Source organism: Mesorhizobium sp. M0621 (genome assembly GCF_040320745.1).
Classification (GTDB): domain Bacteria; phylum Pseudomonadota; class Alphaproteobacteria; order Rhizobiales; family Rhizobiaceae; genus Mesorhizobium.
Map to the genome: position 1 here is coordinate 1 of NZ_JAMYQF010000011.1, position 24,480 is coordinate 24,480.

The window sequence follows — 24,480 nt, forward strand, 5'->3', positions numbered from 1 at the left end:
GCCAGGCTGTTCTTGCTGCCGAAATACTCGCCCGACCTCAATCCTATCGAGAAGCTCTTCGCCAAGCTCAAGCACTGGCTGCGCAAGGCTGCCAAGCGAACAGTCGAAACCGTCTGTGACGCCATCGGCCAAATCCTCGGCGAGGTCACGTCAACTGAATGCCGAAATTACTTCACCGAGGCTGGCTATGCCCAACCTAAATTCATCCCGCTCTAAATAAAACTCAGTGGTAGGTTTTTGATCGGGCGTCGTACGTCCGCAACGGGTCGTGAGCGAAAAACAAACCGAGACGCTGGCTGGACTACAGTCCCTTCGGCACCAGTCCGGCCAGCCAGTTCACAGAGCGTTTCGCGGCGCTGGCGGTCGCCGAGGCGGCGCGGCCGAGATCGGTCTTGACCACGGCGTAGCCGTTCTTCGTGCGATAGAGCACGCCAGTTCCGCCATCGACCACTTGTTCATAGGCGACGGGCCGGGCGGCGTCCGCTTCCATGGCCGTCGTCGGCGAACCGACCGAGACGCTCGGCCGATGGCTCAGTTCAGGCGGCAACGGGCTTTCGGTTCTGACAACGCGGCTGGCGGGCTTCAATTCCGGGCGCGACGCGGTCGCGGCCAGCTGTGAGGAGGACGACGAGCCCTTGGTGCGGCAGATGCCGGAAATCAGTGGATAGTTGAAATTCCGCTCGTGCAGCATCTGGCTTTTCATCGCGGCTTCGCACTCGGCGACGGTCGACCACTTGGCCGGCGTCTCGCCGATATATTCGCAAAGCTTGGCGTCGCAGTCGCAGCCGACGATGGTCATGGCGACAAGGGCGGTCTTGATCACGGTCTCGTCCCTTCGAGATGGCTCCTTGGCAGCTCATTCAGGTGCATGCAACATTCCATCGCGCGTGAACAAGGCGGGATTTGGCCGCGATTGTGGAATGAGCGTGGCGGGGCGCTCGCGATAGCCGATCTCTGTGGAACGTGGCCGGATCGTCTCAGTAGTCATAGACATGTTCGAGCCTGGCGCCCGACTTGATCAGCGCCGGCAGCACGAGATGCAGCTTGCGTACGGCGACAACCATGCCGGTGCGGCGCGTTGCCGGATCGGCCGGCAGAGGATAGCTGAACAGGATGCGCATGCCTTCGGGGATGGCAATCGAGTCGGTGGAGAGCATGGTGATCATGATCTCGTCGTTGCCGCCGATCTCGACGAAGGAGACGCCCTTGTCGATCAGGCGCGGGATCATGTCGGTGAACACCTGATAGCGCTTGGTAACGAAGATGGCGCCGTCGGCACCCATGTCGCGTTCGAGCAAGGTGTCCGGCTCGTCGCGAGTGGCTTCTCCGACCGGCCCCTTGGCCCAGACATGGATATCGAGAAAGGCCGGGTTCGTCGTGGCGGCGAGTGCCTTTTTGATCAGGTCGGCATAGGCCTGCTTGATGGTGTCGGCGAGGCCGAATGCCAGCTTGCGTTCGCTGGTGCGGATGGAGCTGTCGCCGGGCGCCGACTGCACGGCAAACAAGCCGGCGCGCTTTTCGGCATAGGGGAACTGGTACCACGGCACCTGATCGAGGAAGGCGGCATAGTCGGCCGCCACCTTGGCCTGATAGATGTCGGCAGCGGTTCGCTTGCCTGATACCGCCTCGGTGATGCGGCCGACCGTGTTCTCATAGGCCCACTGAAGGATATGCTCGATCGAGTGGCTGGTGCCGATGATGACCAGCATCTGGTGGTTGGCGTAGTTGAATTTGTAGGGAGAGCCGGCGCGGATCACCATGGCGTAGTCCTGCCAGAAGCGGCCGACATAAGACCAGTAGGGGAAGCCGCTCGGCTGGTCCTTATCGACGAAGCCGGCATATTCGCGCGCGGCGTAGACGATCGCCCATTCCGGGTAGGTGAGGAAGGTCGATTCCTCCGGCCGCTGGTAGCCGGGAATCTCGGCGCGCACCTTGTCGGCCAGCGCCTTGGGCGGAGCGCCGTCGGCAATGCCGGGCAGCGGCGTCTTGTCGAGCGACGTCGTCGTCAGGAAGCCATAGCTCAGCCCGGCGATCGGGATGAGGATAACGATGACGATCAGCCAGAGGATCGTCTTGATGATGCGCTTCAGCCAGCGAAACAGGAACATGGCCGATCAGGCCGTGGCGAAGTGGTCGTGTATGCGCTTTGCCAGCCAAAAGCCGACATAGACGGCGAAGCCGCCAATGACGATGTGCGGCAGGTTGGCGAAGAAGCGGGCCGGGAATTCGATATCGTTGAGGGAGCGGAAGCCGTTGATGAAGATGCCGGCATCGAGGCAGCCGGAACCGGTGATCAGCCCGAGCACGCCGTCGAACAGGTAGACCGAACCGAACAGCTTGAAATAGAACACCGCCTGGCGGTGCGAGATGAAGGCTGCGGCGAGCGCCCAGACGCCTGAGAAGGCGTGCAGCAGGTCGTCATACCATTGCAGCGAGAACAGGCCGAACAGATTGCCGTTGGCATCGTTGAACGCCGGTATGTAGCCGATGGCGACGACGCCGAAGAACAGGAAGGCATAGGCAACAGCAAGCTTCTGGATCAGCGTCATGAAGTATCCCCCTCCGAGTGACGCCGAACGTTAGCCGATTTTACCGCCGGTTGCAGCCCCAACCGAAAACACCGTAAAAATATGGGGACAAAACGACAGTCGGCGCCGGGATTTCTCCCAGCGCCTCCCTGTCAGATCAGGACACGGTCGCGGCAGCAACTTCCGTAAAGTCGTCGCGCCTTGCCGGCCTTGATTTTGACGGTCCTGCCAGTCCGCAACCCGAAAGCAGCGTCCGTTCGGGACCACGCCGGTCGCCACCCTTGCGAGCTTTGCCCTGCGCACCATCGAAGGTTTTTGCCGTCCTTCATGGCAGCATCGGTCCGCCGTCGGCGTTGGCACGCTTTCCGCGGCCCCGTAGGTCTCGGCTCCGTCCCTCGAAACAGGCAAGCCTGCTCTCGCTTCGGGCCGTACGGGCCTCAGGAAAATCCGCCTTTCACTTCGCCTTTCGGCTGGGCGATCGGTAGCCGCCTGAGATGGGTTTAACGTACGCCGGGTAAGGGTCTTGGGGAATGGCCCAGGGCCTGTGGATAGCGGGATTATCGGGGATCATTGCCGCGTTTGCCGGTCACGCCGAAAACAGGACAGCGCGTTTCGCCACTTGCTCCGCCGGCGGGCGCGAGCTTCAATGCCGGCAAAGGATCGAGCGCTGCTTGCTCGGCGCTGGGGAGGGTGCGTATTGAAAGTCGGGGTGGTTCTCAATCCGATTGCCGGTGGCGGCCGGCTGAAACGGCATTGGCCTGATGTCGCCGTGTCGCTGAAAAAGCATTTCGGCCAATTCGAGCTGCGCGAGACGCAGGCCGAAGGTGATGCCGAAAGGCTGGCGCTCGATCTTGCGGCTGAAGGTTTCAATCTGGTGATCGCGGCCGGTGGTGACGGCACCGCCAGCGAAGTGGCCGATGGCCTGCTGCAGGCATTCCAGGAGACCGGCCGGACGACCGAACTCGGCCTCTTGCCGTGCGGCACCGGCATCGATTTCGCGCGCGGGCTCGGCCTGCCGAAGGAGGTGGACGCGGTGCTGAAGCGGATCGCCGGGGCCAAGGCCCGCAAGGTCGATGCCGGGCTCATCTGCTACATCGACGACCATGGCGCGCTGGCCAGCCGCCACTTCATCAACATCGCCAGCCTGGGCCTGTCCGGCGCCACAGACCGTGCCGTCAATGCCGACAAGCGCAAGGGCAGGATGTCGGCCAAGGCGCTATTCCTGTGGCGCACCGTGGTCGAATTCATCCGCTACCGCTTCCAGGACGTCAGGATCACCGTCGACGACGGCGCCCCGGTCGAGGCGCGCATGGCCCTGGTGGCTGTGGCCAACGGCAAATTCTTCGGCGGCGGCATGATGATCGCCCCAGATGCCGATTTGACCGACGGGCAGTTCGACATCGTCATTCTGCGCGCCGCCGGCAAGCTGAAGCTGATCTGGGATATCCGCCTGCTCTACGGCGGCCGGCACCGCAATCATCCAGCGATCACCATCCTGCGCGGCAGGAAAGTAGTGGTCGAGCCGCTCGGCGATTTGGAGAAGAACGGCGCGCTGGTCGATATAGACGGCGAGTCACCCGGACGCATACCCGCGACCTTCGAAATCCTGCCGGGTGCGCTGACGCTGAGATATTGAATCAAGCCGTTGACAGATTGATTCAGATGGATCCGCCGATCCGTACAACAGACTGAAATTGTTGCGCATTTTCTGAAGCGTCAGATTTCCAGCTTGGCCGGAAAACCGGGCGCGCGCAGGTCGGTGCCGACGGTATCCTCCAGCAATTTGACGATTTGGGTCGACCAGGCGCCGCCGCCATAGGCAGCCTTGCCTTGCTCAAAAATCGCGTTGACGCGTGATGCCAGGTCGAGCGGCACACCTGACTGCTCGCCCATGGCGAGCGCGAAGCCGAGGTCCTTCAGCGCCAGGTCCATGGTGAAGCCGATGTCGTAGGAGCCGTTGAGAATGAGCTGGCTTTCGGTCTCGTGGACGAAGCTGTTGCCGGAGGAGGCAACGATGGCGTGATAGGATTGGGCGAGGTCGAGCCCGCCCTGTTTGGCCAGCATCAGCGCCTCGCCGGCGGCGACGAGATGGATGAAGGCGAGCATGTTGGTGATGACCTTGATCACCGCTGCCGAGCCGACCGGTCCCATCAGGAACGACTTCGCGCACATCGCTTCGATTGCCGGGCGATGACGCTCGTAGAGCGCTGGATCGCCGCCGACCAGTGCGGTGATTTTTCCGACCGCCGCCAGATGCACGCCACCGGTGACCGGGCATTCCAATGTCTCGACGCCCTTGGCTGAGGCGAGGGCGGCGAGTCGAAGAATCTCGTCGCGGCCATTGGTCGACATCTCGATCCAGGTGCCGCTCCGGGGCAGCCCTTCGAGCAAGCCGCCGGGGCCAGCCAGCACCGCTTCGCTGACCTTCGGCGAGGGCAGGCACGTAATGGCGTTGCCGGCCCGTGCCGCCGCGTCGGCCGGGCTATTCGCCGCCACTGCTCCAAGCGCAACGAGGCGCTCGACAGCAGTGGGATCACGGTCGAAAACAATGACGGCAAAGCCGTTGCGGATCAGGCTGGCGGCAAGGTTGCCGCCGAGATGGCCAAGACCGATGAAGGCGTAGCTTTCGCTCACGGCATCAGCGGCGTCTGCATCATCTGCAGATGCAGCTCCTTGCCCGTATAGGGATGGGCGTCGCAGACTGCTTCATTGAGCTCAACGCCGAGGCCGGGCTCCTTCGACGGGATGACGTTGCCGTCCTGCCACTCGATCTTCTTCTTCAGCAGCTTGGCGTGGAAACCGTCCCACTGCTTCAGCGATTCCAGGATGAGGAAGTTGGGCAGCGTCACCGCCAGCTGGATGTTGGCGGCACCGACGATTGGCCCGCAATAGCAATGCGGGGCGATCTGGATGTGGTAGGCCTCTGCCATGGCGGCGATCTTCTTGGTTTCCAGAATGCCGCCGGAGCGGCCGAGGTCCGGCTGCAGGATGGTCGCGGCGCGGTTCTCGATGACGCGGGCGAATTCGAACTTGGTCGTCAGCCGCTCGCCGGTGGCGATCGGGATCGAGGTCGCGCGGGCCACTTGGGCCATGACCTCGGGCATATCAGGCGGCACCGGCTCTTCGAACCACAGCGGATCATAAGGCTCGATGGCGCGCGCCATGCGCAGCGCGCCGGACGCGGTGAACTGGCCGTGCGTGCCGAACAGGATGTCGGCGCGGGTGCCGACCGCCTCGCGGATCGCCTTGACCATGCGGGTGGAGACATCGATGTCGACAAGGCGCGGCTGGTGGCCGTCGAAGGCGGTGTAGGGGCCGGCCGGGTCGAGCTTGACGGCATTGAAACCCTGCTCGACATATTCGAGCGCACAGGCCGCCGCCATTTCGGGGTCGTTGTAGACGTTCCTGCCGTCCGGTGCGTCCTCCGAATGGACACTGCCGGTGTGCGGATAGAGATAGGTGTAGGAGCGCAGCGTCTCGTGCACCTGGCCACCGAGCAGTTTGTAGACCGGCTTATCGGCTTCCTTGCCGATAATGTCCCAGCAGGCCATTTCCAGCGCCGAGAAGCAGCCCATGCCGGACACGTCGGGGCGCTGGGTGAAGCCGGACGAATAGGCGCGGCGGAAAAAGTTCTCGATGTCGTGCGGATCGCGTCCGACGAGATAGCGCTCGGCCATGTCCTCGACCATCCTTGCCGTGACATGGGCTGAGAAGGTCGCGTTATAGGCCTCGCCATAGCCGACGACGCCGCCGTCGGTGGTCAGCTTGACGAAGATGAAATACTTGCCGCCGATGCCGGGTGGCGGGTTGCCGACAACCCAGGTCTTGACGTCGGTGATCTTCATTCTTGGTCCTCCAGAACCAGCTCGGCGCCCTTCCAACCGGTCATGATCGAGGCGGCGTTGGTGTTGCCGGTGATGTTGTCGGGAAAGATCGAGGCGTCGATGACGCGCAAGCCTTCGATACCGTGCACCTTGAGACACGGATCGACGACGGCGCGCGCGGGATCGGGCCCCATGCGGCAGGTCGACACCGGGTGATAGACGGTCCCCGAGCGTTTTCGGAAATCCTGGATCAGATCGGCGTCGGAGGTGATCGACGGACCGGGCAGGACCTCTTCCTCGATGATCTCGGCCATGGCGGGCATCGAGGCGATCTTGCGCACGAATTTCACCGCTGCCAGCATCTCCTCGACATCGGCATTGGTGGAGTAGGCATTGGCGACAATTTTGGGGTAGTCGCGCGGGTTGCTGGAGCGGATCATGATCTCGCCACGGCTGGACGGGCGGCAATTGGACAGGCCGATGGAAAAGCCCGGCCATGGATCCGGCGTCAGGATCGGGCGCTCGCCGCTCTTGGGAATGACGGTTGAGAAGGCCTGGAAATAGAGCTGCATGTTGGGCCGGCTGGCCGCCGGGTCGGTGCGGAAGAAGCCGCCGGCATTGTTCATCGACAGCGACAGCGGGCCCGAACGCGTCAGGATGTATTGCATGCCGACCAGCAGCTTGCCCCACCACGGACGCAGGATCTGATTGAGCGTCGGCAGCCGGCCCTTGAAGGTGTAATTGATGCCGACATGGTCCTGCAGATGCGCGCCGACATTTTCGTTGGCGTGAACGACGGGAATGCCCAGCCCCCCAAGCAGAGCGGAGGGGCCGACGCCGGATAGCTGCAGCAATTGCGGCGAGTTGACCGAACCACCCGACAGGATGACCTCGCGGCCGGCGCGCACCGTCTTCGTCTCGCCGTTCTGCAGATATTCGACGCCAACGGCGTGCTTGCCCTCGAACCGCACCTTGGTCGCCAGCGCGTTCATCTCGACACGGACGTTGGCCCGTTTCATTGCCGGGCGCAGGAAAGCGCGCGCCGCCGACATGCGGCGGCCGTTGCGGGTCGAGATCTGGTAGATGCCGACGCCTTCCTGGGCGGCACCGTTGAAATCCGGATTGAGCGGCAGGCCGGCCTGCTGGCCGGCGGCGAGATAGCGCTTGGTCAGCGGATGGACGGCGTTCGAACAGTCGGTGACATGCAGCGGACCGCCCGTGCCGCGCCATGCATCAGCGCCGGCCTGGTTGTCCTCGAGCGCCTTGAGGGCGGGCAGCAGGTCGTCATAGCCCCAGCCGGGATTGCCGGCGGCCGCCCAGGCATCGAAATCCTCACGCGCGCCCCTGATCCAGACCATGGCGTTGATCGAGCTCGAACCGCCCAACAACTTGCCGCGCGGCCAATGGTCGGCATTGCCGGCGAGGCCGGGGTCTGGCTCGGCCTTGTAGTTCCAGTTCACATCAGGATCGAAGAAGGTCTTGCCGTAGCCCAGCGGCATCTGCACGTAGAAGCGCCGGTCGGTGCCGCCGGCCTCCAGCACCAGCACCGAAAAGCGCCCCGACGCCGATAGTTTGTCGGCCAGGACCGAGCCGGCCGAGCCGGAGCCGACGATGATGAAATCATAGGTCTGCATGATGGGTCTGGTCGGCTCCGGAAATCTGGCCGCAGCCTAGACGCGACGGGTTGACCGCGTCGCCGTGCCATCCGGCATCAGTTGTGAAAAAAGCGACCGTCAAACCGGGCGGGTTTGCGGGAATTCCCGACAATCGCGCTTGATATGCACCGGCTCGACGGCCTATGCGATGGCATTATTTTGGCGCATGATTTTTCCCGAAAAGTCTGCAGCTTTTCGGAATCATGCTCTGGCCAATTTGCGGAAGGCAGAAAATCATATGCGGACCCTTCCTGACGCGTTCATCCCCGAACTGCCGGGCCACTATAGCGGCAAGGTCCGCGAAAACTACGATTTGGCGGATGGCAGGCGCATCATCATCGCCACCGACCGTCTCAGTGCCTTCGACACCATCCTGACTTCGATCCCATACAAGGGAGAGATCCTCACCCAGACGGCTCGGTACTGGTTCGAGGAAACCGCCGATATCTGCCCGAACCACGTTCTCGAATACCCCGACCCGAATGTCGTCGTCGGCACAAGGCTCGACATCCTGCCGGTCGAGATCGTCGTGCGTGGCTATCTGGCGGGAACCACCAGCACCTCGATCCTGACCAGGTACCGGCGCGGCGATCGGGAGATGTATGGAATGCGCCTGCCGGACGGCCTGCGCGACAATGAAAAACTGGCGGAACCGATCATCACGCCGACCAGCAAGGCTTCGCACGGTGGTCACGACGAGCCCCTGTCCAAAGCCGAGATCCTTGAACAGGGCCTGCTCACGCCGGCGCAGTGGGATACCGTATCGGACTATGCCTTGCGGCTGTTCGCCCGCGGCCAGCAGCGCGCCGCCGAGCGCGGCCTCATCCTTGCCGATACGAAATACGAATTCGGCACCGACAAGAACGGGACCATCATTCTCGCCGACGAAATCCACACGCCGGACAGCAGCCGGTACTGGATTGCGGCGAGTTACGAACAGGCGCTCGCCAGCGGCAGCCGGCCGGAGAGCTTCGACAAGGATTTCATCCGCTCGTGGGTCTCGGCCCGGTGCGATCCTTACAGCGACCCTATCCCTGAGATACCCGACGAGATCGTCGAACAGGCTTCGCGGGTCTACGCGCAGGCCTATGAGGCAATCACGGGCAAGGAATTCTCTCCCGACCTTTCCGGGGACAGCGTGCTCGATCGCATTCGCTCGAACCTTGAGCGTTATTTTTAGCAGTCACGTGAGCCTTCGCCGGGGGCAGTCGGGCAGTGGCGCGTTGACCTGTCGGCGCCATGACGTTACGGGATCGAGGGCAACCGGTCTCGAAGGATTTTCCCCATGGTGCACTACGCGGATGGACGGCCGATCGGAGACCTGACGCTGCGCACGCTGGCCATGCCTTCGGATGCCAATGCAGCCGGCGACATCTTCGGCGGCTGGGTGATGGCGCAGATGGACCTCGCCTGCGGCATCCGCGCCGCTGAGCGCGCCAAGGGCCGGGTGGTGACGGCGGCGGTCAAGGAAATGTCTTTCGCCAAGGCGATGAAGATCGGCGACACGCTGTGCATCTACACCCATGTCGAGCGCGTCGGCCGCACCTCGATGACGCTCAAGGTCGAAGCCTGGGCGCAGCGCTACCTCTCCGACCTGATGGAAAAGGTCACTCATGCCGATTTCGTCATGGTGGCGTTGGATGGCGAAGGCAAGCCGAAAGCGGTTCCTGCCGAAGGCTGACGGAAGCCGGTTCTCCCAAGCTTAGTCATTTGTAACACCGCCTGTAACATCGCCCATGCGGGGGACGCGTTTTCGCGACATCCAATGGTTGCCTCCAGGCCCGATTCTGCGGGCGTTGGGGGAGAAACAATGCGTCAACATATGCTGAACAGCTGGCTTGTGGCAGCCTTGGTCGCGGTGGCCTGCCTGCTTGGCGTAACCGCCTATGCCGCAGTCAAGGAAGACCTTCCGTCCACCACCTGCTTGCATGGCAATGGCGTTAGGGAGTCAGCCGCGACATGCACGATCTGCAGCCCGGCGCCTTGCGAGGGCATGGCGCCAAGAACCTGAAATGGTTGTCTTTGGTATGCGATTGTCGTCGTCAGAGTGGCGCGTGCGTTGGTCGGCCTCAGGCACCTAAGACAAAATTGCAGCGCCTCGCTTAGAGAAGCGCGAGGTCCACTTGTCGACGGGCAATTTGGCTCACCGCGAAACTCCGGATTCCTTGCCATGCAAGGATCTCAGGCATGCACACTGTCGAATTTTTCACGTGCCGCTCTAACGCGTGTGGTGTTCTTGCGCGCCCATTCGCCCAGCGCACTGACCGGAATCAGCAGCTCGTGACCGAGCTCGGTCAGCTCATAGTCGACACGCGGCGGAATGGTCGGAAATACGGTGCGGGTGACGAAGCCGTCGCGCTCCAGCCCGCGCAAGGTGGTGGTCAGCATCTTCTGTGAAATGCCGCCGACGGCTGCGCGCAACTCGTTGAAGCGCAGCGGTCCGTCGCCCAGCTTGCCGACGACCAGAACGGTCCATTTGTCGCCGACGCGCTGCAGGATTTCCGAGATGGCGCGACAGTCCTCGGTGCGGTGCGGGTGCCTCAGTAACAAAAAGGTGCCTCCTTGCGTCTCGAGTTGACAGTATCTCATATAGCGCCGGTATCCAAACGATACCAGTACTGCAAGGAGAGCCCTTCATGTCCAAACCCAAAATCGCCATTGTCATCGGTTCGACACGCGCCGCGCGTTTCGCCGATGTGCCGACCGAATGGATCGCCAAGATCGCCAAGTCACATGCCGACATCAACGTCGAAGTCGTCGACCTGCGCGACTTCCCGCTTCCTTTCTTCGACGAGGTCGCATCCTCTGCCTGGGTGCCGTCGACGAATGAAGTGGCACAGCGCTGGCAGAAGAAGGTCGCCGAATTCGATGGCTTCATCTTCACCGCCGCCGAATACAATCATGGTCCGACGGCCGTGCTGAAGAACGCCATCGATTACGCTGCCAATGAGTGGAACAAGAAGCCGGCCGGCTTCGTCGGTTATGGCAGCGTCGGCGGCTCTCGCGCCGTCGAACAGCTCCGCCTTCATGCGGTCGAATTGCAGATGGCGCCGGTCAAGTCCGCCGTCCATATCGCCTGGGGCGATTTCCTTGCCGTCCGCCAGGGCGAGAAGAAGCTGGAAGATCTCGAGCATCTGAACCAGGCCGCGACCGCGCTGGTCAACGACGTTGCGTGGTGGGCCAAGGTACTCAAGGCAGCGCGTCAGGCCGACGCCGTCGCAGAGGAAGTCAAGGCGGCCTGACCGCCGTTCGAATTATCCTCCCAAGGATCCGGGGCGGCGCTTGCGCCGCCCTTTTCAATTGTCAGAGGCGTGGGTCAGAGGCGTGCGCCTCCCGCGCCTGTCTTGACCGGATGATGCGATCGGCGAGAACGAGCGTAGCGCCGGGGTTATGAATTTGAGGCCACCTCGGACGACGCCTGTCGTCCATGCCAGTGTTGTCCAAACTCCGGCGCCGGACATATGCCTACCCTGGCGTTTTCTCGCGGGTTGGCGTTCCAGTGACCGTATCTCGTTGCGGTTTCCATGAAGTGCCGCAGAGCCGCTTCGGAGGGAGGGACAGGCGGCGCTCCAGCCACGACCGGCGTGCCGATTTCCTTGAAAAATTTGGCCATCCTGGAAGTCGTGACGATGTTTGAGACCGCCGGCTGATGGGACAGGTTTCGAAAGGCGTGCATGGCCATGCCCGGCACATGGAAAATATCACCGGGCTTGATGCGGATCCAATCGAAGAGCACGGCCGATCCTGAAAGCCCTTCCAACTCACCGGAAACGTGGATGAAGGTCTCGAGATCCGGATGGCTGTGAAGCGGCACGATCACGCCGGGCGGAATTGTGCCCCGCATGAGGCACGGGGAATTGTCCTCCTCCCCGGGTTCGGTCAGGACCTGGATCGTAGGTCCCATGATGTCGATGGCCTGGACGCCATGCGGATCGACAATATGGCCGAGTTGGCCTGATATCACGCGGTTTTCCGAAAATTCTGGTTCCGGCATTCCATATCTCCTTCGGTTGAGCCGCCTCTGTCAGCGCTGTCGCGTCTCTCGGAAGATCGCCGTCGTTTTCCGCCACAGTCCCGGACGACGAAGCTGGATCAATCGGACGATATTGATGGGCAGAGAGGCGAAGACGGCAAGTGACGCCGCATAGCCGATGGGTTCGATCCATTGGGTCATGCCAGGCTCCAGTCCTCGCGACGCGCGGTCTATTTCGGCACTGTCGTCCAGGCGCCGACAAAGGGTGGCAACATGATGCATGCGTTGTGCTGGATGGCTTCCTCGCGCAGCCGCTCGGCCAGCGTATCGATGGCGATCTCTGCCGGGGTGGCAACGCCGACCTGCTCGGTCATTGGCAGGAGGCTGCGCACAACGCCGGAGAGATAGTCGTAGACGAGGGAATGCGGGCCACCTTCGGTTCGACTTGACGCGATCATCTGGGGCGCCGGCAGTCCGGCGGCGACAAACGTGGCGAACAGCTTGCTACCCATCTCGAGTTCGAACCCCGCCCGATCGAAAGTGCCCATGATCCATTCGATGCATTGGCGAAATTGTGGCCCGTCGGGATTGCTCCTTGCCATCGGCATGACAAGTTCCTGAAAGGCGACGACGCCGCCAGGGCGCAGATGCCGGCACAGCCGCCGCAGCGTCTCGGCAGGATCGGGCAAATACATCAGCACCAGGCGACCGATCACGGCGTCGAAGGTGCCCTCCGGCGAGAACGTTTCGATATCGGCTATCGCAAAGCGCATCCAATTGGATTGCCCGGCCTCGGCTGCGCGGCGTTGAGCGATGGCGACGGCATCCGCCGAGCGGTCGATGCCGAGCACCTTGCCAGAGGACCCGGCCAGCCTTCCGGCGATCAGCGACACGTCGCCGACACCGCAGCCGATGTCGAGCACGCGCATGCCTTCCTCGATGCCGGCCCGCCGCATCATGTCCTCGGTCAGATCGCTGAAGAATTCTCCCTGTTTCTGCAGCCGCATGAATTCACCCTCGGAATAGCCCAGAGCATAAGGGCGCGAGTCTGTGCGGGTTGCGGAGTGGCCGTTCGGCTGCCGCGGATCGAAATTGGGATCGTTCATCTCATTCTCCTTTCGGGTATCGGCCGCTCGAGGCGCGGCTACTTGCGCCCCACGATCATCGAATAGGAGCTTGTCAGGGGCGCGTGGCGCACGTCGCCAAAGCCGGCGCCGCGCATCCATCCGGTTGCATCGGCGCGGGTGTAGTCGAAGCCGCCGCGTGTCCCGACCAGCATGCTGAGGCTCATCAGCAGGCCGGCGGCGTTCTCGCGCCGCTCGTCGTCGATCATCTGGTCATAGACGATGAGCGCGCCGCCCTTCGGAAGCGCGGCAAATGCCTTGGAGAGGAGTTCTTGCTTCACTTGCAAGCTCCAGTCGTGGAGGATTTGTCCCATCACCAGGACATCGGCCGAGGGCAGTGGTTCGCTGAAGAAATCGCCTGCATGGAATCGGAGCCGATCCTCGACGCGGCGAGATTGTACATAGGCCTCGAACAGGGGCTGCATTTTCGGCAGATCGAAGCCGCCGCCGGTGAGGTGCGGATGAGCCTTGGCGATCTCGACCGCGGCCGCTCCCTCGGCGGCGCCGACATCGATGAACGTTCGATAGTCGGTCCACGGAAAACACCGTGCGAGTGCCGTCGCGACGGGGAGGCTGGAACCGGTCATTCCTTGCGCGAACCGGGCCAGCGAAGGCGGGTCGGAATAGGCGAAGTCGAACAGATCCTGGCCGTCCTTGATCCCGCTGTGCGGTTCGCCCGTCCTCAGTGTTTCGGTCAGCGAATTCCACACCGGATAGACCATCGTATCGGCCAGCCGAAGTATTCCGCCGATGTAGGAAGGCTTGCTTCGATCGAGATAGAAATCCGTTTCCGGCGTGTTGCTGTAGATACCGCTGCATCGATCTATCATTCCCAATGCGACGAGTGCGTCGAAGAAATCGCGCGCGCCTCTCTGATGCAGCCCGAGACGCTGTCGCAGCGTTTCGCCATCGAGCGGCGCCACGGCAAGATGGGAAAAAAGATCGAGTTCGACGGCGCTCAGAAGCGCCTTCGCGCCGCGAAAACCGAAGCCTAGCCGCACGATGCGATCGGGCGACAGCTCGACGGCTTTCGCCTGCTCCGCGGTTTCCGACCTCGCTGCCGCACTGATGCTTGCGTCCATGTCCTTTCTCCTCATTCGGGCAAACGGTCCGATAAATCCCATAACAGGCATTCGGCGTGGCGCTTTTCAGCCGCGCCACAGTGAAGGCACGATAGGGGATGCCGGCCCGTGGCTCTTGGGCAGGAGCGAACGGAGTTTTGGGGAAAAGTGAACTCCGTCCCGATGGGGGAACCCGTGGGCCTGTTCGGCGTTTGACCGGCAATGGACAAGATAGCGTCGGGGTGGACTGAAGGCATGAGCGCGGCGCAATTCTGGCAGAGCGGCCGTGGAGAGCCTGATGACATCGCATGAAATCACCTCGTTCCGTTTCTCGACAAAAAATCTCCCGCCAAGACAGCGGCTACTGAGATGGAACGAAACCTTCGGCCGCCCGGTGGCGCGGCGTGTGCTTGCTCCCCCGTGGTCATCCGATGGCCAGTTCCATGTCGAGATGGCGGGCTACACGCTGGGCAGCGCCAATATCTCGGACAACAGCCAGGGCATCAGCGTCATGCGGATGACAGTGACCGCGGGGGGCGAGGCCCATCGAACCCGCGAACTTCTGTCCGATGGCAATGACGACGTCATCCTGCATGTCCACGAGGTTGGCCAGCGTGTCGTCTCTCAACTCGGCCGGGAGGCAACCGTGGAACCCGGCGCCGGCCTCCTCTCGTCCAACGCCGACACCAGCAGGATGGTCTTGCCGGGGCCGGCGCGGTTCTCAAGCGTTGCAGTGCCACGCAAGCTGTTGACGGCGCGGGCTCCTGGCGTCGAGGACGCGTTCTTACGGCCACTGCCGCCCGACGCGAGTGTGCTGCGATTGCTGGTGCGATATCTCGATATTCTTGAAGACGAGCGCGCGCTGAGCACACCGGAATTACAGCATGCTGTCGCGACGCATATTCAAGATCTCTGCGCCCTGGCGGTCGGAGCGACGCGTGGCGCCGCTGAGATAGCAAAGGGGCGCGGCCTGCGGGCCGCGCGGCTGCGCATGCTCAAGGCCCATATCGCAGAAAATCTCGGGGACGGAGATCTGTCGGCCGCCACGCTGGCACGTTGTCAAGGCGTTACGCCGCGCTACATCCACAAGCTGTTCGAGACCGAAGGCACGACATTGTCGAAATTCGTGCGCGGCCAGCGTCTCGCCGAGGTTCACCGTAGGTTGGCCGACCCGCGCCATGCCGGTCTGACGATCGGCGCTATCGCCTACAGCGCCGGCTTCGGCGATCTGTCGACGTTCAACCGCGCGTTTCGCCAGCATTTCGGGGTGAGACCTTCGGAGGTGCGCAGAGAATCGAGCCGTGAAGCATATCTGGTGCCTGACCGGCTCGCTCGCTGAGACAGGATGTCGGGTAGGATTGAACCAATGACAGATCTCGGATCGAAAGAATTTGTGCTCGCAGGCGTCGTCATGAAGCAACTGATTTCCGGCAGACAGACGGAAGGTCTGCTTTGTCTCCTCGAAAACAGAAGTGACGGGCAGACGAAGACGCCGATCCATGTTCATGCGAACGACGACGAGACGGTCTACGTCATCGAAGGGCAGTTGACCGCGATTGTCGATGGCGAGCCGAAAACGCTGTCGGCGGGCGAGAGCATGTTTTTGAAACGCGGCGTACCGCACCAACTCATGAACCCTGGCAATCGGCCAGTCCGCTACATCCTGATAGGTACGCCAAGCGGATTCGAGCAGTTTCTCGCCGAAGGTGGCCGCGAACTGCGTGAGGGAGAGGTGGCCGGGCCGCCGTCACCCGCCGATATCGAACGGCTCAAGGTAGCCGCGCCGAAGTTCGGGATTACGCTCCTGCGCGACTGGCCGGCAAGAGAATGACTAGCTTCGCGATAGAGGCTGGCATCCGCGGGGGAAGCGCACGGAACGACGAGATCGCATGCAGCCTCGCCGGCGCGCAGCAAGAGTGCCGGCACATGGTGGAAGAATGCTGCACGGCGCGGCGAAGCGCACCGGCTGCTGGAGGAGCGCCGTTCGACGGGGAAAGTGGTGCTGGTGCCTTGGCGCCGCAGTGGACATGACGTCAATCGGGATTGGACCTCCATATGCGCGGTCCTGCCATCTGGTCCCGCCCTTTGCCTTGAGATATCCGGCTGCAATCCGTCACATGAGTGTAGCCGTGAAGACATCCAGCCTGACCGGCGCCGTTTCCCCGATGATCCCGGTGCTCGTCTGCGCGCTCGGGATCTTCCTGCTGTCGGGGATGGATGCGGCGATGAAGACCCTGGTTATTGCGGTCGGCGTCTATAACACGGTGCTGTGGCGCAGCATGGTCGCGACCGTGGTCGCGGGTGCTGCCTGGTCTGCGGGGCCACGCTCAAAGCCAACCTTTCCGGTACTGAGGCTGCATGCGCTGCGTGCCGCAATTGTCGGCATCGTTCTGATATCCTTCTTTTGGGGCCTTGCCAGGCTGCCGCTGGCGGAGGCGATCGGGCTCAGCTTCGTGGCGCCCTTGTTCGCCCTTTTCCTCGCCGCGTTGCTACTGGGCGAACGAATCCGGCGCCAGGCAATCTGGGCATCGTTGGCCGGCATTGCCGGCGTCGCGATCATCATGGCCGGCCAGTTCGGGCAGGCAAGCTATTCGCAGGATGCCATGCTTGGTACGGCGGCCGTGCTCGTATCGACGGTGTTCTACGGCTACAATCTGATCCTCGCCCGGCAACAGGCGCAGTTGGCCAAGCCAATCGAGATCATGTTGTTCCAGAACCTCTGCGTTGCGATCATCCTTGGCCTCGCGGCACCTTGGCTCGCCGTCGCCCTGCCGACCGATCTTTGGCTTCCCCTGGCCGGAGTGACGGTGCTGTCGCTTGCCGGGCAATTCTTGATGAGCTGGGCCTACGCCCGCGCCGAAGCGCAATATTTGATCCAAACCGAATACTCGGCTTTCATCTGGGCGGTAGCACTTGGCTGGTTCTTGTTCGGCGAGGAAGCGACCTGGACCACGCTAACCGGAGCATGCCTGATCGTCGCCGGCTGCCTGATCGCCGCGCGGGCAAATCCCAGGCTTGCCAAGCCAATCGAAGCGGCGGTTTGAGGACGCAAGTCGTCCCGCCAGGTGTCCTCATTGGATCACGCCCTGCGCGTCACTCCGGAAGACCGGCCTTGCGGAAGCCATCGACGAAATGCTCCTGCATGGCGGCGTCGCGAAACGGCTCCGTCATGACCCAGTGGCGGGTTGTGAAATGCGGGTTGCTGATGAGGAACATTTCGACCTCCGCGCGCGCCTCGTCGAACCGGCCGAGTTGCGCAAGGCTTGCCGCAAGGAAACGGCGTGAGCTTGTGCGATAGGTCTCGTCCCTGCGCAGTGTCTCGATGGCGGCTTCGTATTCTCGCGCCGCGTATTGCGCAGCGCCGAGCGTCAGATAGTACCAGCTTGCCGGAAACGGGTTCAGCCGGAACGCCTTGCGAATGTGCTCAAGGCCCTCTTCGACTTGCCCGGCCAAGACCGCGATGTCGGACAATGTCGCCCAGGCGTCGGCCTCGTTCGGGTCGAGCTCGAACGCCTTGGCGAATTCCGCATCCGCCTCGGCGAAGCGGCGTTCATAGGCGAGCAGGTTGGCAAGGACCCAATGGCAGCCGGCATCGTTGGGATCGATCGCCACGGCCTTGCGCGCCAGCTCCAAAGCAAGGCTGCGGTTTGGCTCGATGGGTTCGCCCCAATGCACCCATCCCATCCAGTGGTTCATGGCAAGCCAGCGATAGGCCTCGGCGTATTCCGGATCGAGCGCTACCGCGCGCGTGAGCAGCAGATGTGCTTCCCGCGCCGTCTGCGGCGAATCATCGATCAGCTTGCGCGCCCGCACGCAGAGGTCGTAGGCCTCAAGATTTTGGGGCCGGTTGCGCGGCAGCGGTGCGCGCAGCCGGCCAAGCAACGCCTCGACGATCTTGGCCGTGACCTCGTCCTGAACGGCAAAGATATCCTCCAGGCCGCGATCGAAGCGTTCCGCCCATAGATGTTCGCCCGTCACCGCATCGACCAGTTGGGCGTTGATGCGCACGCGATCCGCGGCGCGTCTTGCGCTGCCTTCCAGCAGGTAGCGCACGCCAAGATCCCCGGCGATCTCCCGCACGTCCATCGCCTTTCCCTTATAGGCAAAGGTCGAGTTGCGCGCGATGACGAACAGGCCGGAGATCCTGGACAGGTCGGTGATCAGGTCTTCGGTCAACCCATCCGCAAAGGAGTCCTGTTCGGGATCGTTGCTGAAATTGACGAAGGGCAGCACGGCTATCGATGGTTTGTCGGGCAGCGGTAGAGTTTTTTTCTTCGCGCTGCCGAGCTGTTCGACGGCTCCCGTGAAGCGGTAGCCGACACGCGGAACCGTGGATATCCATTCACCGCCCCCATCACTGTCATCCCCGACCGGACCAAGCAGCTTGCGCAATTGCGCGATCTGGACGGTGAGGTTGCCTTCCTCGACGGCCGTGCCCGGCCATGCCGCGTCCATCAACTCGGCCTTCCCCAGGATTTCGCCGGGCCGTCCGACGAGCGCCGCAAGCAGACTTAACCCGCGGTAGCCAACGGCAACGGGCACATCGTTCCGAAGCAGCGTTCCCGCACCCGGATCAAGCACAAACGGACCAAAGGCAAAACGCGATCCCTGCATAGGGCGCATCTATAGCCCGTTTGGAAGTTTTGAGAACTATTTGGGAGGGCTTAATTACGGCGCTGCTCGTATCGCGCAGAATTCAACCTCTTTCAGGCGAGGGCCCTCCGACCCTCAAACCATAGGAGGTTGCCATGACCAATACCCTTGCATCGGCCCCGCATTGTGCAGCGCGGCCGGGAACGCCCGTGGGGCCGGCGTCGCGTCGGCTCCTGACGACATTGCGAAGCATTATCATGACCTTGCGCGAGCGGACCTGGCGCGAGCGGATACGCTTTCGCTGGCAACTCAGGCAAATGTCGAAGGACAATCCCTATCTGATCGACGATATCGGCCTCACGAGACGAGAGGTCGAGGAAGAGATCGCCAAGCCCTTCTGGGAACGATAGAGCGAATGCTGCACATCGGGTTGACCGTCAGCGCACCGCCTCGCGGTGAGCGCCGGGCAGACGGGTGGCGATCAGCTTATCGATGCGGCGGCCGTCGAGATCGACCACCTCGAAGCGCCAGCCCTGCGCATCGACGCATTCGCCGGTCGCCGGCAGATGGTGCATGTGCGACAGCACATAGCCGGCGACGGTCTCGTAGTCGCGGCTTTCCGGCAGGTCGATGCCGAGAATATCGGCCATCTCGTCGGCCTGCATGTAGCCGGCCAGCAGCCATGAGCCGTCCTCGCGCTTGACGGCATTTTCCTCATCGCCAGCGTCGGTGTCCGCCCGGAACACGCCGGTAATGGCTTCGAGGATATCGGCCGGGGTGACGATGCCTTCGAAATGGCCGTATTCGTCATGCACCAGCGCCATCGGCACGTCGGATTCCTTGAGCTTGGAAAGCACATCCAGCGCGTCGGCTTGGTCATAGACGATGGGTGCGGCGCGCACGTGCCTGCGCGGGTCGAGCACGCGGCCGGCAAGCATTGCCGCCAGCACGTCGCGCGTCTGGACGACGCCGACCATGACATCGACGCCGCCGTCGCCGGCGGGCAGGCGCGAATGCTGGGTCTCCATCAAAAGCTTGCGGATGGCCGTCTCGTCGGATTGCAGATTGATCCAGTCGACCTCGGTGCGCGGCGTCATCACCGCGCGCACGGCGCGGTCGCCAAGCCGCATGACGCCGGCGATCATGCGCCGCTCGTCGGATTCGATGGTGCCGTGATGCTCGGCCTCGGCGACCAGCATCTTGATCTCCTCGTCGGTGACCTTTTCCTCGCTTTCGCCGCGCTGGCCGAGCAGCCACAGGATGGCGCGGCCGGAAAAGTCGAGCAGGAAGACCAGCGGCGCCGAGACGGTGGCAAGGATGGTCATCGCCGGAGCGACCTTGGCGGCGACCCTTTCAGGATCACGCAAGGCGATCTGCTTGGGCACCAGTTCGCCGACGATCAGCGAGAAATAGGTGATGACGGCAACGACGATACCGACGCCGAGCGGATCGGCGACCGTTTCACGGATGCCGGTGGAGGCCAGGAACTGCGCCAGCCGCTCGCCGAGCGTGGCGCCGGAAAAGGCGCCCGACAAGACACCGACCAGGGTGATGCCAATCTGCACCGAGGATAGGAACTTGCCGGGATTGGAGCCAAGCTCCAGCGCCCGGCCGGCGCCGTTGATGCCGCGGTCGATCATCGCTTTCAGCCGGGCCGGCCGTGACGAGACGATGGCAAGCTCTGACATCGACAAAAGGCCGTTCAAGCAGATGAGGACGACCACGATAGCGATTTCGACGTATAGCATGAGCGGTCAATAGCATTGCCGCGCGGTGTTCGAAAATAGTCCGGCGTGTTTTTTGAGAAATGTCCGGTATTTCGATCAGAAGGCATCCGCGGCGGTGAGGGAACCGTCAGGGATTTGGCATTGGTCTGAAGGGCCCGAAAAAGCCCACGACCAGCGACAGTTTTCCCTGCTTGGAGACGCGGCACATGTCCATGCTGTCGGCGCCTCGAAATCCGTTTTCGCCTCTCCGCACCCAGCCAAAACGTAGGAAGTCATGATGGACATCGACCAAGGTCGTCCGTTCGAGCCAGAAGTCCGGACGGGCTTTCACGACCTGATCGATGTGGTGGAGCAGCGCCTCGGCACCGGAGATATGCACCGTCGGATCGATGTATGTGCCTTCCGGTTCGAATGAGGCGAACAACAGCCGGCGACGCCTTTCAGGCTCCGGGTCGAACCAAGCCTTGCAGTAGCTATTCACAACACTTTCCGCGTCGAACATCCGAATCTCCCTTTGAAACCGCCCTTTTTGAACCGCTTAGCTGTCTCAGTTTGCAGGGGCCGCGCGACCTACTGTTTGAGTACGCCGACAATCGCCTCGCCGTCGGTGACATAGGGGTCGCCGCCGCCATTGCGGCCAGTCGTTGTCGCGCCGATGCCCGCGATTTCGGCGGTCGAGATCAGCATGCCGGCCGTGGCCAGGTCGCGCATCAGGAAGTCACGTTCGGCATCGATGTCGGGGCCAATGTGGTGGGTGACGGCGCCGGTGTCGTGGCTGAGGCCAACGCCGCGATCGAAGCTGGCGGAGCCCAGCCACAGCGGGCGGCCGTCGTCGCCGGTCGCACCGGTCTGCCAGAAGCGCACATGATGCCGGCGGTCGGCGCTGGCTCCCACGGGCTTTTCGAAGGCGAGATCCTGGGCGCGGCCCTCGAACAGCAGCCGGCTGACCGGCGCATCGGGGTAGGGGTGGTCGAACAACACGCTTTCGCCGATCTCGATCGCGGTCTTCAAGGTCACGGCGTCGGCGGTGTCCCAGCCGGCGACGGCGAAGGCGTGGACAACCTCCTTTTGCGTGCCGACAAGGCCGACATTGATGGGGTCGCCGGGAATGCCTTGCGGCGTGTGCGTCACCATCTCGAAGCGTTGGCTGCGAAAGCCGCGATCCCGGAATGTCCAGAATTCGGGTGCCGCGAAATAGGCCAGTGCCAGATAGGCGGCCAGGAAGGCCGCCACCCAGATTGTAATGCGTCGCCGAAGGCTTCGTTGGCTCATCACTGCCGTCCGAACGTTCCGGCATCACTCTATGCGGTGCAGCAGGCCTTGGGCAGAGAGCATGCACTTGGGTTCAGCGGCAGGCGCGATATCCGTTCCTGCGGTTCTTGATGTCGAAATGGAAATGGTTGCGGTGGTCGTAATTGTAGCCGGGGCCGAGCACGGTGGTGAAATACTGGCAGCCGTCGGCACGCACATTGTTGAGGAAGCCGCGCGTGCGGAAGGCGAACAGGCCGGGCTTGCGTACATCGATGTCGTCGCCATTGTTGAGTTCGATGCTCATGACGTCGAGCGCATTGCCCTTGCCATGTTCCGACAAAACGCCTTCGCCGGCGATCCTGCGGCACGAATAGCTGGAGCCCTGGTGGATGGTCTTGACGCCGGAGAAATAGCGCCAGCGGGCGGAGGGAACGAGTTCGTTCTTCGTCCAGCCGGCAAAGGTGGCGGCCATGTCGCAGGTCAGCGTCGCGGCGGGCTTCATCTGGATGTTGCCGATGGCCGAAACCTTGACCGGATAGTCGATGCCGCACTGGCCTTCATGGATCGGCGCCAGGTCGGTGAAGGCAACATCGAGGCGCTTCAATTGCTGGCGGCAGTCGGTCTCACTGACCGGCATCTGCTCGATCGGCGACATCGGCTCATCCATGCGCGGATAGGCGGCCTGCGTCATGTAGGGGTTGGAGGGAACAAGCTTCTGCATGCCTGCGTATTGCGGCACGGCAGCCGTCTGGGAGCCGACGTCGACGGCCGGCTCAAGTGATAGCACGCTGCCGGTGTTGCAGGCCGAAACTGCCCCGAGGGCAAGGCCGGCGGCCACCGTCGCTGCATGTTTCGATTGGCGCGCGGAGGCGAGAAAAACGGCGCGAAATTTGCCGGCCATTGGCGGAATCCCATTGATGGATATCCGGCATTTTAACGATCAAGGGTAAAGGAAAACTCAGCGCCCGCGTTCATGCCTGCGGCCGAATTGCGGCACGCGGTCTCGGCCAACCATGTTTCACTGGCAGAAGGTGCCGCCATGCCGGCGCGGTTCGAGATCGAGGTGGAAATGCAAGGAATGATCGGCGTCGGCGCCCGGTCCAAGCACGGTCTTGAACGGCCCGCAGGCGGCCTTGCGCACGGCGTTGAGGAATTTGGCGTCCTTCTCGGGCGGCGCCGGACCGACCTCGATCTTCTTGCCATCCGACAGCGTGAAGCTGGCGATATCGAGCGCGTTGCCGAAGGCATGTTCCGATAGTTTTCGTGTGCCGTTGCGTGGCCGGCAGATAAAGGCCGATGCCTGACCGATTGACTTAAGGTCTGCACCGAACTCGGCTTTCGCCGCCGGCTGGATGACATCGGCGGCAAAACGTGCCGCCGCCTCTGCCATCGGGCAATTGAGTTCGGTGCCGGGGGCGATCGCGATCGACTTGCCGAGTGTCTTCAGCACCAGGGGATAGGGGATCGAACAGCCGATTTCGGGATTGCTTTCCGCCTTGTGCTCCTCGAATTCGACGCCAAGCGTCTTTAGCCGTTCGCGACAGGCGACTTCCTCGGCGGGCATCTTCTCGTCGGGCCGGTCAGCCGATCGCGGATCGGGCAGCATTTTGTTGTCGCCTGCATCGGCCGGCTTTTGCGGCGGCTGCGGGGCGACGGTCGGGGGCAAAACCTCGGGCTCTTCTTCGACGTCAGGTTTCGGTGTCGGCGTCGGCGCAACGGCAGGCGCCTCCGGCTCGCCTTCGGTATCGGTTGACGGCTCCGGGGCCGGCGGCTCGGGGCGTGCCTGCTTTTTCTGATGGGATTGTTCTTCATTGAACCGGTCGGGTGCCCCGGTGGTCTTCGGACCTTCCGTCTTCTGCTCCTCCGTCTTTGCAGCGTCGGCCTTCGGAGCGTCCGCCGGGCGTGGCTCGGGCACCGGAATACCGGGCCGGGGCAGCGGAATACCGGGCCGGGGCACCGGAATATCGGCAGGCGAGGGCAGCGGTTCCTGCGTTTTCTGCTGGTTCGGTGTGACCTGCCGGTGGCGCCGCGGTTTCAGGCGCTGTCCGCCCCGCGATTTCAGGGGCTGGTCGGCTCGCGGCGTCAGCGGCTGCTCCACGCGCGGCGTCAGTGGCTTGTGGTGCCGGTGGCGATGTCTGGCGTCGGCCGGCGCCACCAGCAAAGCCGTGACGGCTATGACCAACGCGATCCTGCATGTTCGGGAAAGGACAATTGACCCCATGGCCCTCAACGGGCGCTTACGGCCGGAGGTTGCCTTGGCCGCATCACGAACGGTAACCACGCCGTTACGCGCCGATCGCTTCCAGGCCTTCCTCCAGCCAGTCGGCAAGCAGCGGCATGCCAAGCAGGTATTTTGCGGTGCGCTTGTTGGCGCGTTCGCGCGCCGTGGCAAGCGCGTCCGCCCATTCGGTGGCGTCGTAATCGCCACGACCGACCCAGGCCAGCGCGATCAGTTCGGCTGCTTCATCGACATTGAGGTCGTTGATCAGCTCGCGCAGCTCCTCCTCGGTGAGGTCTTCGGAGCTTTCCTCGGCAAGGCCGTCATGATGATGGCTGGCATGGGACTCGCCATCGAGCTCGACCTCGTGCTCCGCGCCGTCGGCATAGTCTTCATTGACGGCGGCACTCAGCGCCTTGGCCTTGAGAATGAACAGGCGCACGGTGTCGGGGCCGATCGAAAGCTCCCAGTCCTTTTCAAGCCGCCGCTGCACGAGCAGTCTCCCAGTGCCGAAATCCTGGCCGAT

Annotated in this window: 27 protein-coding genes; 9 read left to right on the plus strand and 18 right to left on the minus strand. The window is 62.8% G+C overall.

Annotation, left to right across the window (positions count from 1 at the left end; all coding sequences use genetic code 11):
* On the plus strand, positions 1 to 216 hold a 216-nt coding region (locus NKI38_RS10225; protein ID WP_352656155.1), incomplete at its 5' end, for a transposase.
* An 85-nt stretch (positions 217 to 301) separates the two neighbouring features.
* On the opposite strand, the gene NKI38_RS10230 is transcribed toward NKI38_RS10225, so the two are convergent.
* The 3 genes from NKI38_RS10230 to NKI38_RS10240 form a co-directional block, all read right to left on the minus strand.
* Positions 302 to 823, minus strand: a complete 522-nt coding sequence (locus NKI38_RS10230) for a hypothetical protein (RefSeq protein ID WP_352657004.1) — start codon at positions 821 to 823, stop codon at positions 302 to 304.
* A gap of 154 nt (positions 824 to 977) precedes the next feature.
* Positions 978 to 2,108 (minus strand): hypothetical protein, encoded by a 1,131-nt coding sequence (locus NKI38_RS10235; protein ID WP_352657006.1) that lies wholly within the window; start codon positions 2,106 to 2,108, stop codon positions 978 to 980.
* A gap of 6 nt (positions 2,109 to 2,114) precedes the next feature.
* Positions 2,115 to 2,549 carry a DUF4383 domain-containing protein gene (locus NKI38_RS10240; RefSeq protein ID WP_352627654.1) on the minus strand — a complete coding sequence of 145 codons (435 nt, stop codon included), beginning with the start codon at positions 2,547 to 2,549 and terminating at the stop codon, positions 2,115 to 2,117.
* A gap of 676 nt (positions 2,550 to 3,225) precedes the next feature.
* Between NKI38_RS10240 and NKI38_RS10245 the strand changes: the two genes are divergently transcribed.
* Positions 3,226 to 4,164, plus strand: coding sequence for a diacylglycerol/lipid kinase family protein (locus NKI38_RS10245; protein WP_352657008.1), 939 nt, complete (start codon positions 3,226 to 3,228; stop codon positions 4,162 to 4,164).
* A gap of 80 nt (positions 4,165 to 4,244) precedes the next feature.
* Here the strand turns inward: NKI38_RS10245 and NKI38_RS10250 are convergent, their stop codons facing one another.
* From NKI38_RS10250 to NKI38_RS10260, 3 genes are read right to left on the minus strand one after another with little or no spacing between them, the layout of a single operon-like run.
* Positions 4,245 to 5,162, minus strand: a complete 918-nt coding sequence (locus NKI38_RS10250) for an NAD(P)-dependent oxidoreductase (protein ID WP_352657010.1) — start codon at positions 5,160 to 5,162, stop codon at positions 4,245 to 4,247.
* Positions 5,159 to 6,373, minus strand: coding sequence for a mandelate racemase/muconate lactonizing enzyme family protein (locus NKI38_RS10255; protein WP_352657012.1), 1,215 nt, complete (start codon positions 6,371 to 6,373; stop codon positions 5,159 to 5,161). Before NKI38_RS10255 ends, NKI38_RS10250 begins: the two co-directional genes overlap by 4 nt.
* Positions 6,370 to 7,986, minus strand: coding sequence for a GMC family oxidoreductase (locus NKI38_RS10260; protein ID WP_352657014.1), 1,617 nt, complete (start codon positions 7,984 to 7,986; stop codon positions 6,370 to 6,372). The genes NKI38_RS10255 and NKI38_RS10260 overlap by 4 nt, the downstream gene beginning before the upstream one ends.
* A 259-nt stretch (positions 7,987 to 8,245) precedes the next feature.
* On the opposite strand from NKI38_RS10260, the gene NKI38_RS10265 reads away from it, so the two are divergent.
* On the plus strand, positions 8,246 to 9,187 hold the full coding sequence (locus tag NKI38_RS10265; RefSeq protein WP_352657016.1) for a phosphoribosylaminoimidazolesuccinocarboxamide synthase: 942 nt from the start codon (positions 8,246 to 8,248) through the stop codon (positions 9,185 to 9,187).
* Between the two features lie 105 nt (positions 9,188 to 9,292).
* Entirely contained in the window at positions 9,293 to 9,688 is a 396-nt protein-coding gene (locus tag NKI38_RS10270) for an acyl-CoA thioesterase (protein ID WP_023761257.1), read from the plus strand.
* Positions 9,689 to 10,188: 500 nt separating this feature from the next.
* On the opposite strand, the gene NKI38_RS10275 is transcribed toward NKI38_RS10270, so the two are convergent.
* Positions 10,189 to 10,557, minus strand: a complete 369-nt coding sequence (locus NKI38_RS10275; protein ID WP_352627660.1) for a winged helix-turn-helix transcriptional regulator — start codon at positions 10,555 to 10,557, stop codon at positions 10,189 to 10,191.
* A gap of 86 nt (positions 10,558 to 10,643) precedes the next feature.
* Between NKI38_RS10275 and NKI38_RS10280 the strand changes: the two genes are divergently transcribed.
* Entirely contained in the window at positions 10,644 to 11,249 is a 606-nt protein-coding gene (locus NKI38_RS10280) for an NADPH-dependent FMN reductase (RefSeq protein ID WP_352627661.1), read from the plus strand.
* A 146-nt stretch (positions 11,250 to 11,395) separates the two neighbouring features.
* Here NKI38_RS10280 and NKI38_RS10285 read toward each other — a convergent pair whose 3' ends face one another.
* From NKI38_RS10285 to NKI38_RS10300, 4 genes are read right to left on the minus strand one after another with little or no spacing between them, the layout of a single operon-like run.
* The gene (locus NKI38_RS10285; RefSeq protein ID WP_352657018.1) at positions 11,396 to 12,001 is read right to left on the minus strand and encodes a cupin domain-containing protein; all 606 of its coding nucleotides are present in this window, start codon (positions 11,999 to 12,001) and stop codon (positions 11,396 to 11,398) included.
* A 30-nt stretch (positions 12,002 to 12,031) separates the two neighbouring features.
* Positions 12,032 to 12,181 (minus strand): hypothetical protein, encoded by a 150-nt coding sequence (locus NKI38_RS10290; protein ID WP_352657020.1) that lies wholly within the window; start codon positions 12,179 to 12,181, stop codon positions 12,032 to 12,034.
* A gap of 29 nt (positions 12,182 to 12,210) precedes the next feature.
* Positions 12,211 to 13,086, minus strand: coding sequence for a class I SAM-dependent methyltransferase (locus tag NKI38_RS10295; RefSeq protein ID WP_352657022.1), 876 nt, complete (start codon positions 13,084 to 13,086; stop codon positions 12,211 to 12,213).
* 38 nt (positions 13,087 to 13,124) lie between these two features.
* Positions 13,125 to 14,186 (minus strand): methyltransferase, encoded by a 1,062-nt coding sequence (locus tag NKI38_RS10300; RefSeq protein ID WP_352657024.1) that lies wholly within the window; start codon positions 14,184 to 14,186, stop codon positions 13,125 to 13,127.
* 277 nt (positions 14,187 to 14,463) lie between these two features.
* Here NKI38_RS10300 and NKI38_RS10305 point away from each other — a divergent pair, with 277 nt between their 5' ends.
* The 3 genes from NKI38_RS10305 to NKI38_RS10315 all read left to right on the plus strand — a co-directional run bounded on the left by NKI38_RS10305 (position 14,464) and on the right by NKI38_RS10315 (position 17,209).
* Complete coding sequence (locus tag NKI38_RS10305; protein ID WP_352657026.1) at positions 14,464 to 15,504, plus strand: helix-turn-helix domain-containing protein; 1,041 nt, start codon at positions 14,464 to 14,466, stop codon at positions 15,502 to 15,504.
* A 72-nt stretch (positions 15,505 to 15,576) separates the two neighbouring features.
* Positions 15,577 to 15,996 (plus strand): cupin domain-containing protein, encoded by a 420-nt coding sequence (locus tag NKI38_RS10310; RefSeq protein ID WP_352657028.1) that lies wholly within the window; start codon positions 15,577 to 15,579, stop codon positions 15,994 to 15,996.
* A 286-nt stretch (positions 15,997 to 16,282) separates the two neighbouring features.
* Positions 16,283 to 17,209: a DMT family transporter gene (locus tag NKI38_RS10315; protein WP_352657031.1), complete on the plus strand. Its 927-nt coding sequence runs from the start codon at positions 16,283 to 16,285 to the stop codon at positions 17,207 to 17,209.
* Positions 17,210 to 17,258: 49 nt separating this feature from the next.
* On the opposite strand, the gene NKI38_RS10320 is transcribed toward NKI38_RS10315, so the two are convergent.
* Positions 17,259 to 18,788 carry a winged helix-turn-helix domain-containing tetratricopeptide repeat protein gene (locus NKI38_RS10320; protein ID WP_352657033.1) on the minus strand — a complete coding sequence of 510 codons (1,530 nt, stop codon included), beginning with the start codon at positions 18,786 to 18,788 and terminating at the stop codon, positions 17,259 to 17,261.
* A gap of 125 nt (positions 18,789 to 18,913) precedes the next feature.
* Here NKI38_RS10320 and NKI38_RS10325 point away from each other — a divergent pair, with 125 nt between their 5' ends.
* The gene (locus tag NKI38_RS10325; protein WP_352657035.1) at positions 18,914 to 19,168 is read left to right on the plus strand and encodes a DUF1127 domain-containing protein; all 255 of its coding nucleotides are present in this window, start codon (positions 18,914 to 18,916) and stop codon (positions 19,166 to 19,168) included.
* 27 nt (positions 19,169 to 19,195) lie between these two features.
* Here the strand turns inward: NKI38_RS10325 and NKI38_RS10330 are convergent, their stop codons facing one another.
* The 6 genes from NKI38_RS10330 to NKI38_RS10355 all read right to left on the minus strand — a co-directional run bounded on the left by NKI38_RS10330 (position 19,196) and on the right by NKI38_RS10355 (position 24,447).
* The gene (locus NKI38_RS10330; RefSeq protein ID WP_352657037.1) at positions 19,196 to 20,506 is read right to left on the minus strand and encodes a hemolysin family protein; all 1,311 of its coding nucleotides are present in this window, start codon (positions 20,504 to 20,506) and stop codon (positions 19,196 to 19,198) included.
* Between the two features lie 106 nt (positions 20,507 to 20,612).
* The gene (locus NKI38_RS10335) at positions 20,613 to 20,987 is read right to left on the minus strand and encodes a hypothetical protein (RefSeq protein WP_352657039.1); all 375 of its coding nucleotides are present in this window, start codon (positions 20,985 to 20,987) and stop codon (positions 20,613 to 20,615) included.
* Positions 20,988 to 21,055: 68 nt separating this feature from the next.
* A complete protein-coding gene (locus tag NKI38_RS10340) occupies positions 21,056 to 21,757 on the minus strand; it encodes an LssY C-terminal domain-containing protein (RefSeq protein WP_352657040.1) in 702 nt (233 codons plus the stop codon).
* A gap of 73 nt (positions 21,758 to 21,830) precedes the next feature.
* Positions 21,831 to 22,637 (minus strand): extensin-like domain-containing protein, encoded by an 807-nt coding sequence (locus NKI38_RS10345; RefSeq protein ID WP_352657042.1) that lies wholly within the window; start codon positions 22,635 to 22,637, stop codon positions 21,831 to 21,833.
* A gap of 117 nt (positions 22,638 to 22,754) precedes the next feature.
* Positions 22,755 to 23,834 carry an extensin-like domain-containing protein gene (locus NKI38_RS10350; protein ID WP_352657290.1) on the minus strand — a complete coding sequence of 360 codons (1,080 nt, stop codon included), beginning with the start codon at positions 23,832 to 23,834 and terminating at the stop codon, positions 22,755 to 22,757.
* A gap of 187 nt (positions 23,835 to 24,021) precedes the next feature.
* The gene (locus NKI38_RS10355; protein WP_023761271.1) at positions 24,022 to 24,447 is read right to left on the minus strand and encodes a DUF3775 domain-containing protein; all 426 of its coding nucleotides are present in this window, start codon (positions 24,445 to 24,447) and stop codon (positions 24,022 to 24,024) included.
* Positions 24,448 to 24,480: the final 33 nt, after the last annotated feature.

Bases quoted from the DNA above. Each gene is read 5' to 3' on its own strand.
- NKI38_RS10235 (WP_352657006.1), bottom strand. From the start codon at position 2,108: ATGTTCCTGTTTCGCTGGCTGAAGCGCATCATCAAGACGATCCTCTGG.
- NKI38_RS10240 (WP_352627654.1), bottom strand. From the start codon at position 2,549: ATGACGCTGATCCAGAAGCTTGCTGTTGCCTATGCCTTCCTGTTCTTC.
- NKI38_RS10255 (WP_352657012.1), bottom strand. From the start codon at position 6,373: ATGAAGATCACCGACGTCAAGACCTGGGTTGTCGGCAACCCGCCACCC.
- NKI38_RS10260 (WP_352657014.1), bottom strand. From the start codon at position 7,986: ATGCAGACCTATGATTTCATCATCGTCGGCTCCGGCTCGGCCGGCTCG.
- NKI38_RS10265 (WP_352657016.1), top strand. From the start codon at position 8,246: ATGCGGACCCTTCCTGACGCGTTCATCCCCGAACTGCCGGGCCACTAT.
- NKI38_RS10270 (WP_023761257.1), top strand. From the start codon at position 9,293: ATGGTGCACTACGCGGATGGACGGCCGATCGGAGACCTGACGCTGCGC.
- NKI38_RS10280 (WP_352627661.1), top strand. From the start codon at position 10,644: ATGTCCAAACCCAAAATCGCCATTGTCATCGGTTCGACACGCGCCGCG.
- NKI38_RS10285 (WP_352657018.1), bottom strand. From the start codon at position 12,001: ATGCCGGAACCAGAATTTTCGGAAAACCGCGTGATATCAGGCCAACTC.
- NKI38_RS10290 (WP_352657020.1), bottom strand. From the start codon at position 12,181: ATGACCCAATGGATCGAACCCATCGGCTATGCGGCGTCACTTGCCGTC.
- NKI38_RS10295 (WP_352657022.1), bottom strand. From the start codon at position 13,086: ATGAACGATCCCAATTTCGATCCGCGGCAGCCGAACGGCCACTCCGCA.
- NKI38_RS10300 (WP_352657024.1), bottom strand. From the start codon at position 14,186: ATGGACGCAAGCATCAGTGCGGCAGCGAGGTCGGAAACCGCGGAGCAG.
- NKI38_RS10305 (WP_352657026.1), top strand. From the start codon at position 14,464: ATGACATCGCATGAAATCACCTCGTTCCGTTTCTCGACAAAAAATCTC.
- NKI38_RS10310 (WP_352657028.1), top strand. From the start codon at position 15,577: ATGAAGCAACTGATTTCCGGCAGACAGACGGAAGGTCTGCTTTGTCTC.
- NKI38_RS10315 (WP_352657031.1), top strand. From the start codon at position 16,283: ATGAGTGTAGCCGTGAAGACATCCAGCCTGACCGGCGCCGTTTCCCCG.
- NKI38_RS10320 (WP_352657033.1), bottom strand. From the start codon at position 18,788: ATGCGCCCTATGCAGGGATCGCGTTTTGCCTTTGGTCCGTTTGTGCTT.
- NKI38_RS10325 (WP_352657035.1), top strand. From the start codon at position 18,914: ATGACCAATACCCTTGCATCGGCCCCGCATTGTGCAGCGCGGCCGGGA.
- NKI38_RS10330 (WP_352657037.1), bottom strand. From the start codon at position 20,506: ATGCTATACGTCGAAATCGCTATCGTGGTCGTCCTCATCTGCTTGAAC.
- NKI38_RS10335 (WP_352657039.1), bottom strand. From the start codon at position 20,987: ATGTTCGACGCGGAAAGTGTTGTGAATAGCTACTGCAAGGCTTGGTTC.
- NKI38_RS10340 (WP_352657040.1), bottom strand. From the start codon at position 21,757: ATGAGCCAACGAAGCCTTCGGCGACGCATTACAATCTGGGTGGCGGCC.
- NKI38_RS10345 (WP_352657042.1), bottom strand. From the start codon at position 22,637: ATGGCCGGCAAATTTCGCGCCGTTTTTCTCGCCTCCGCGCGCCAATCG.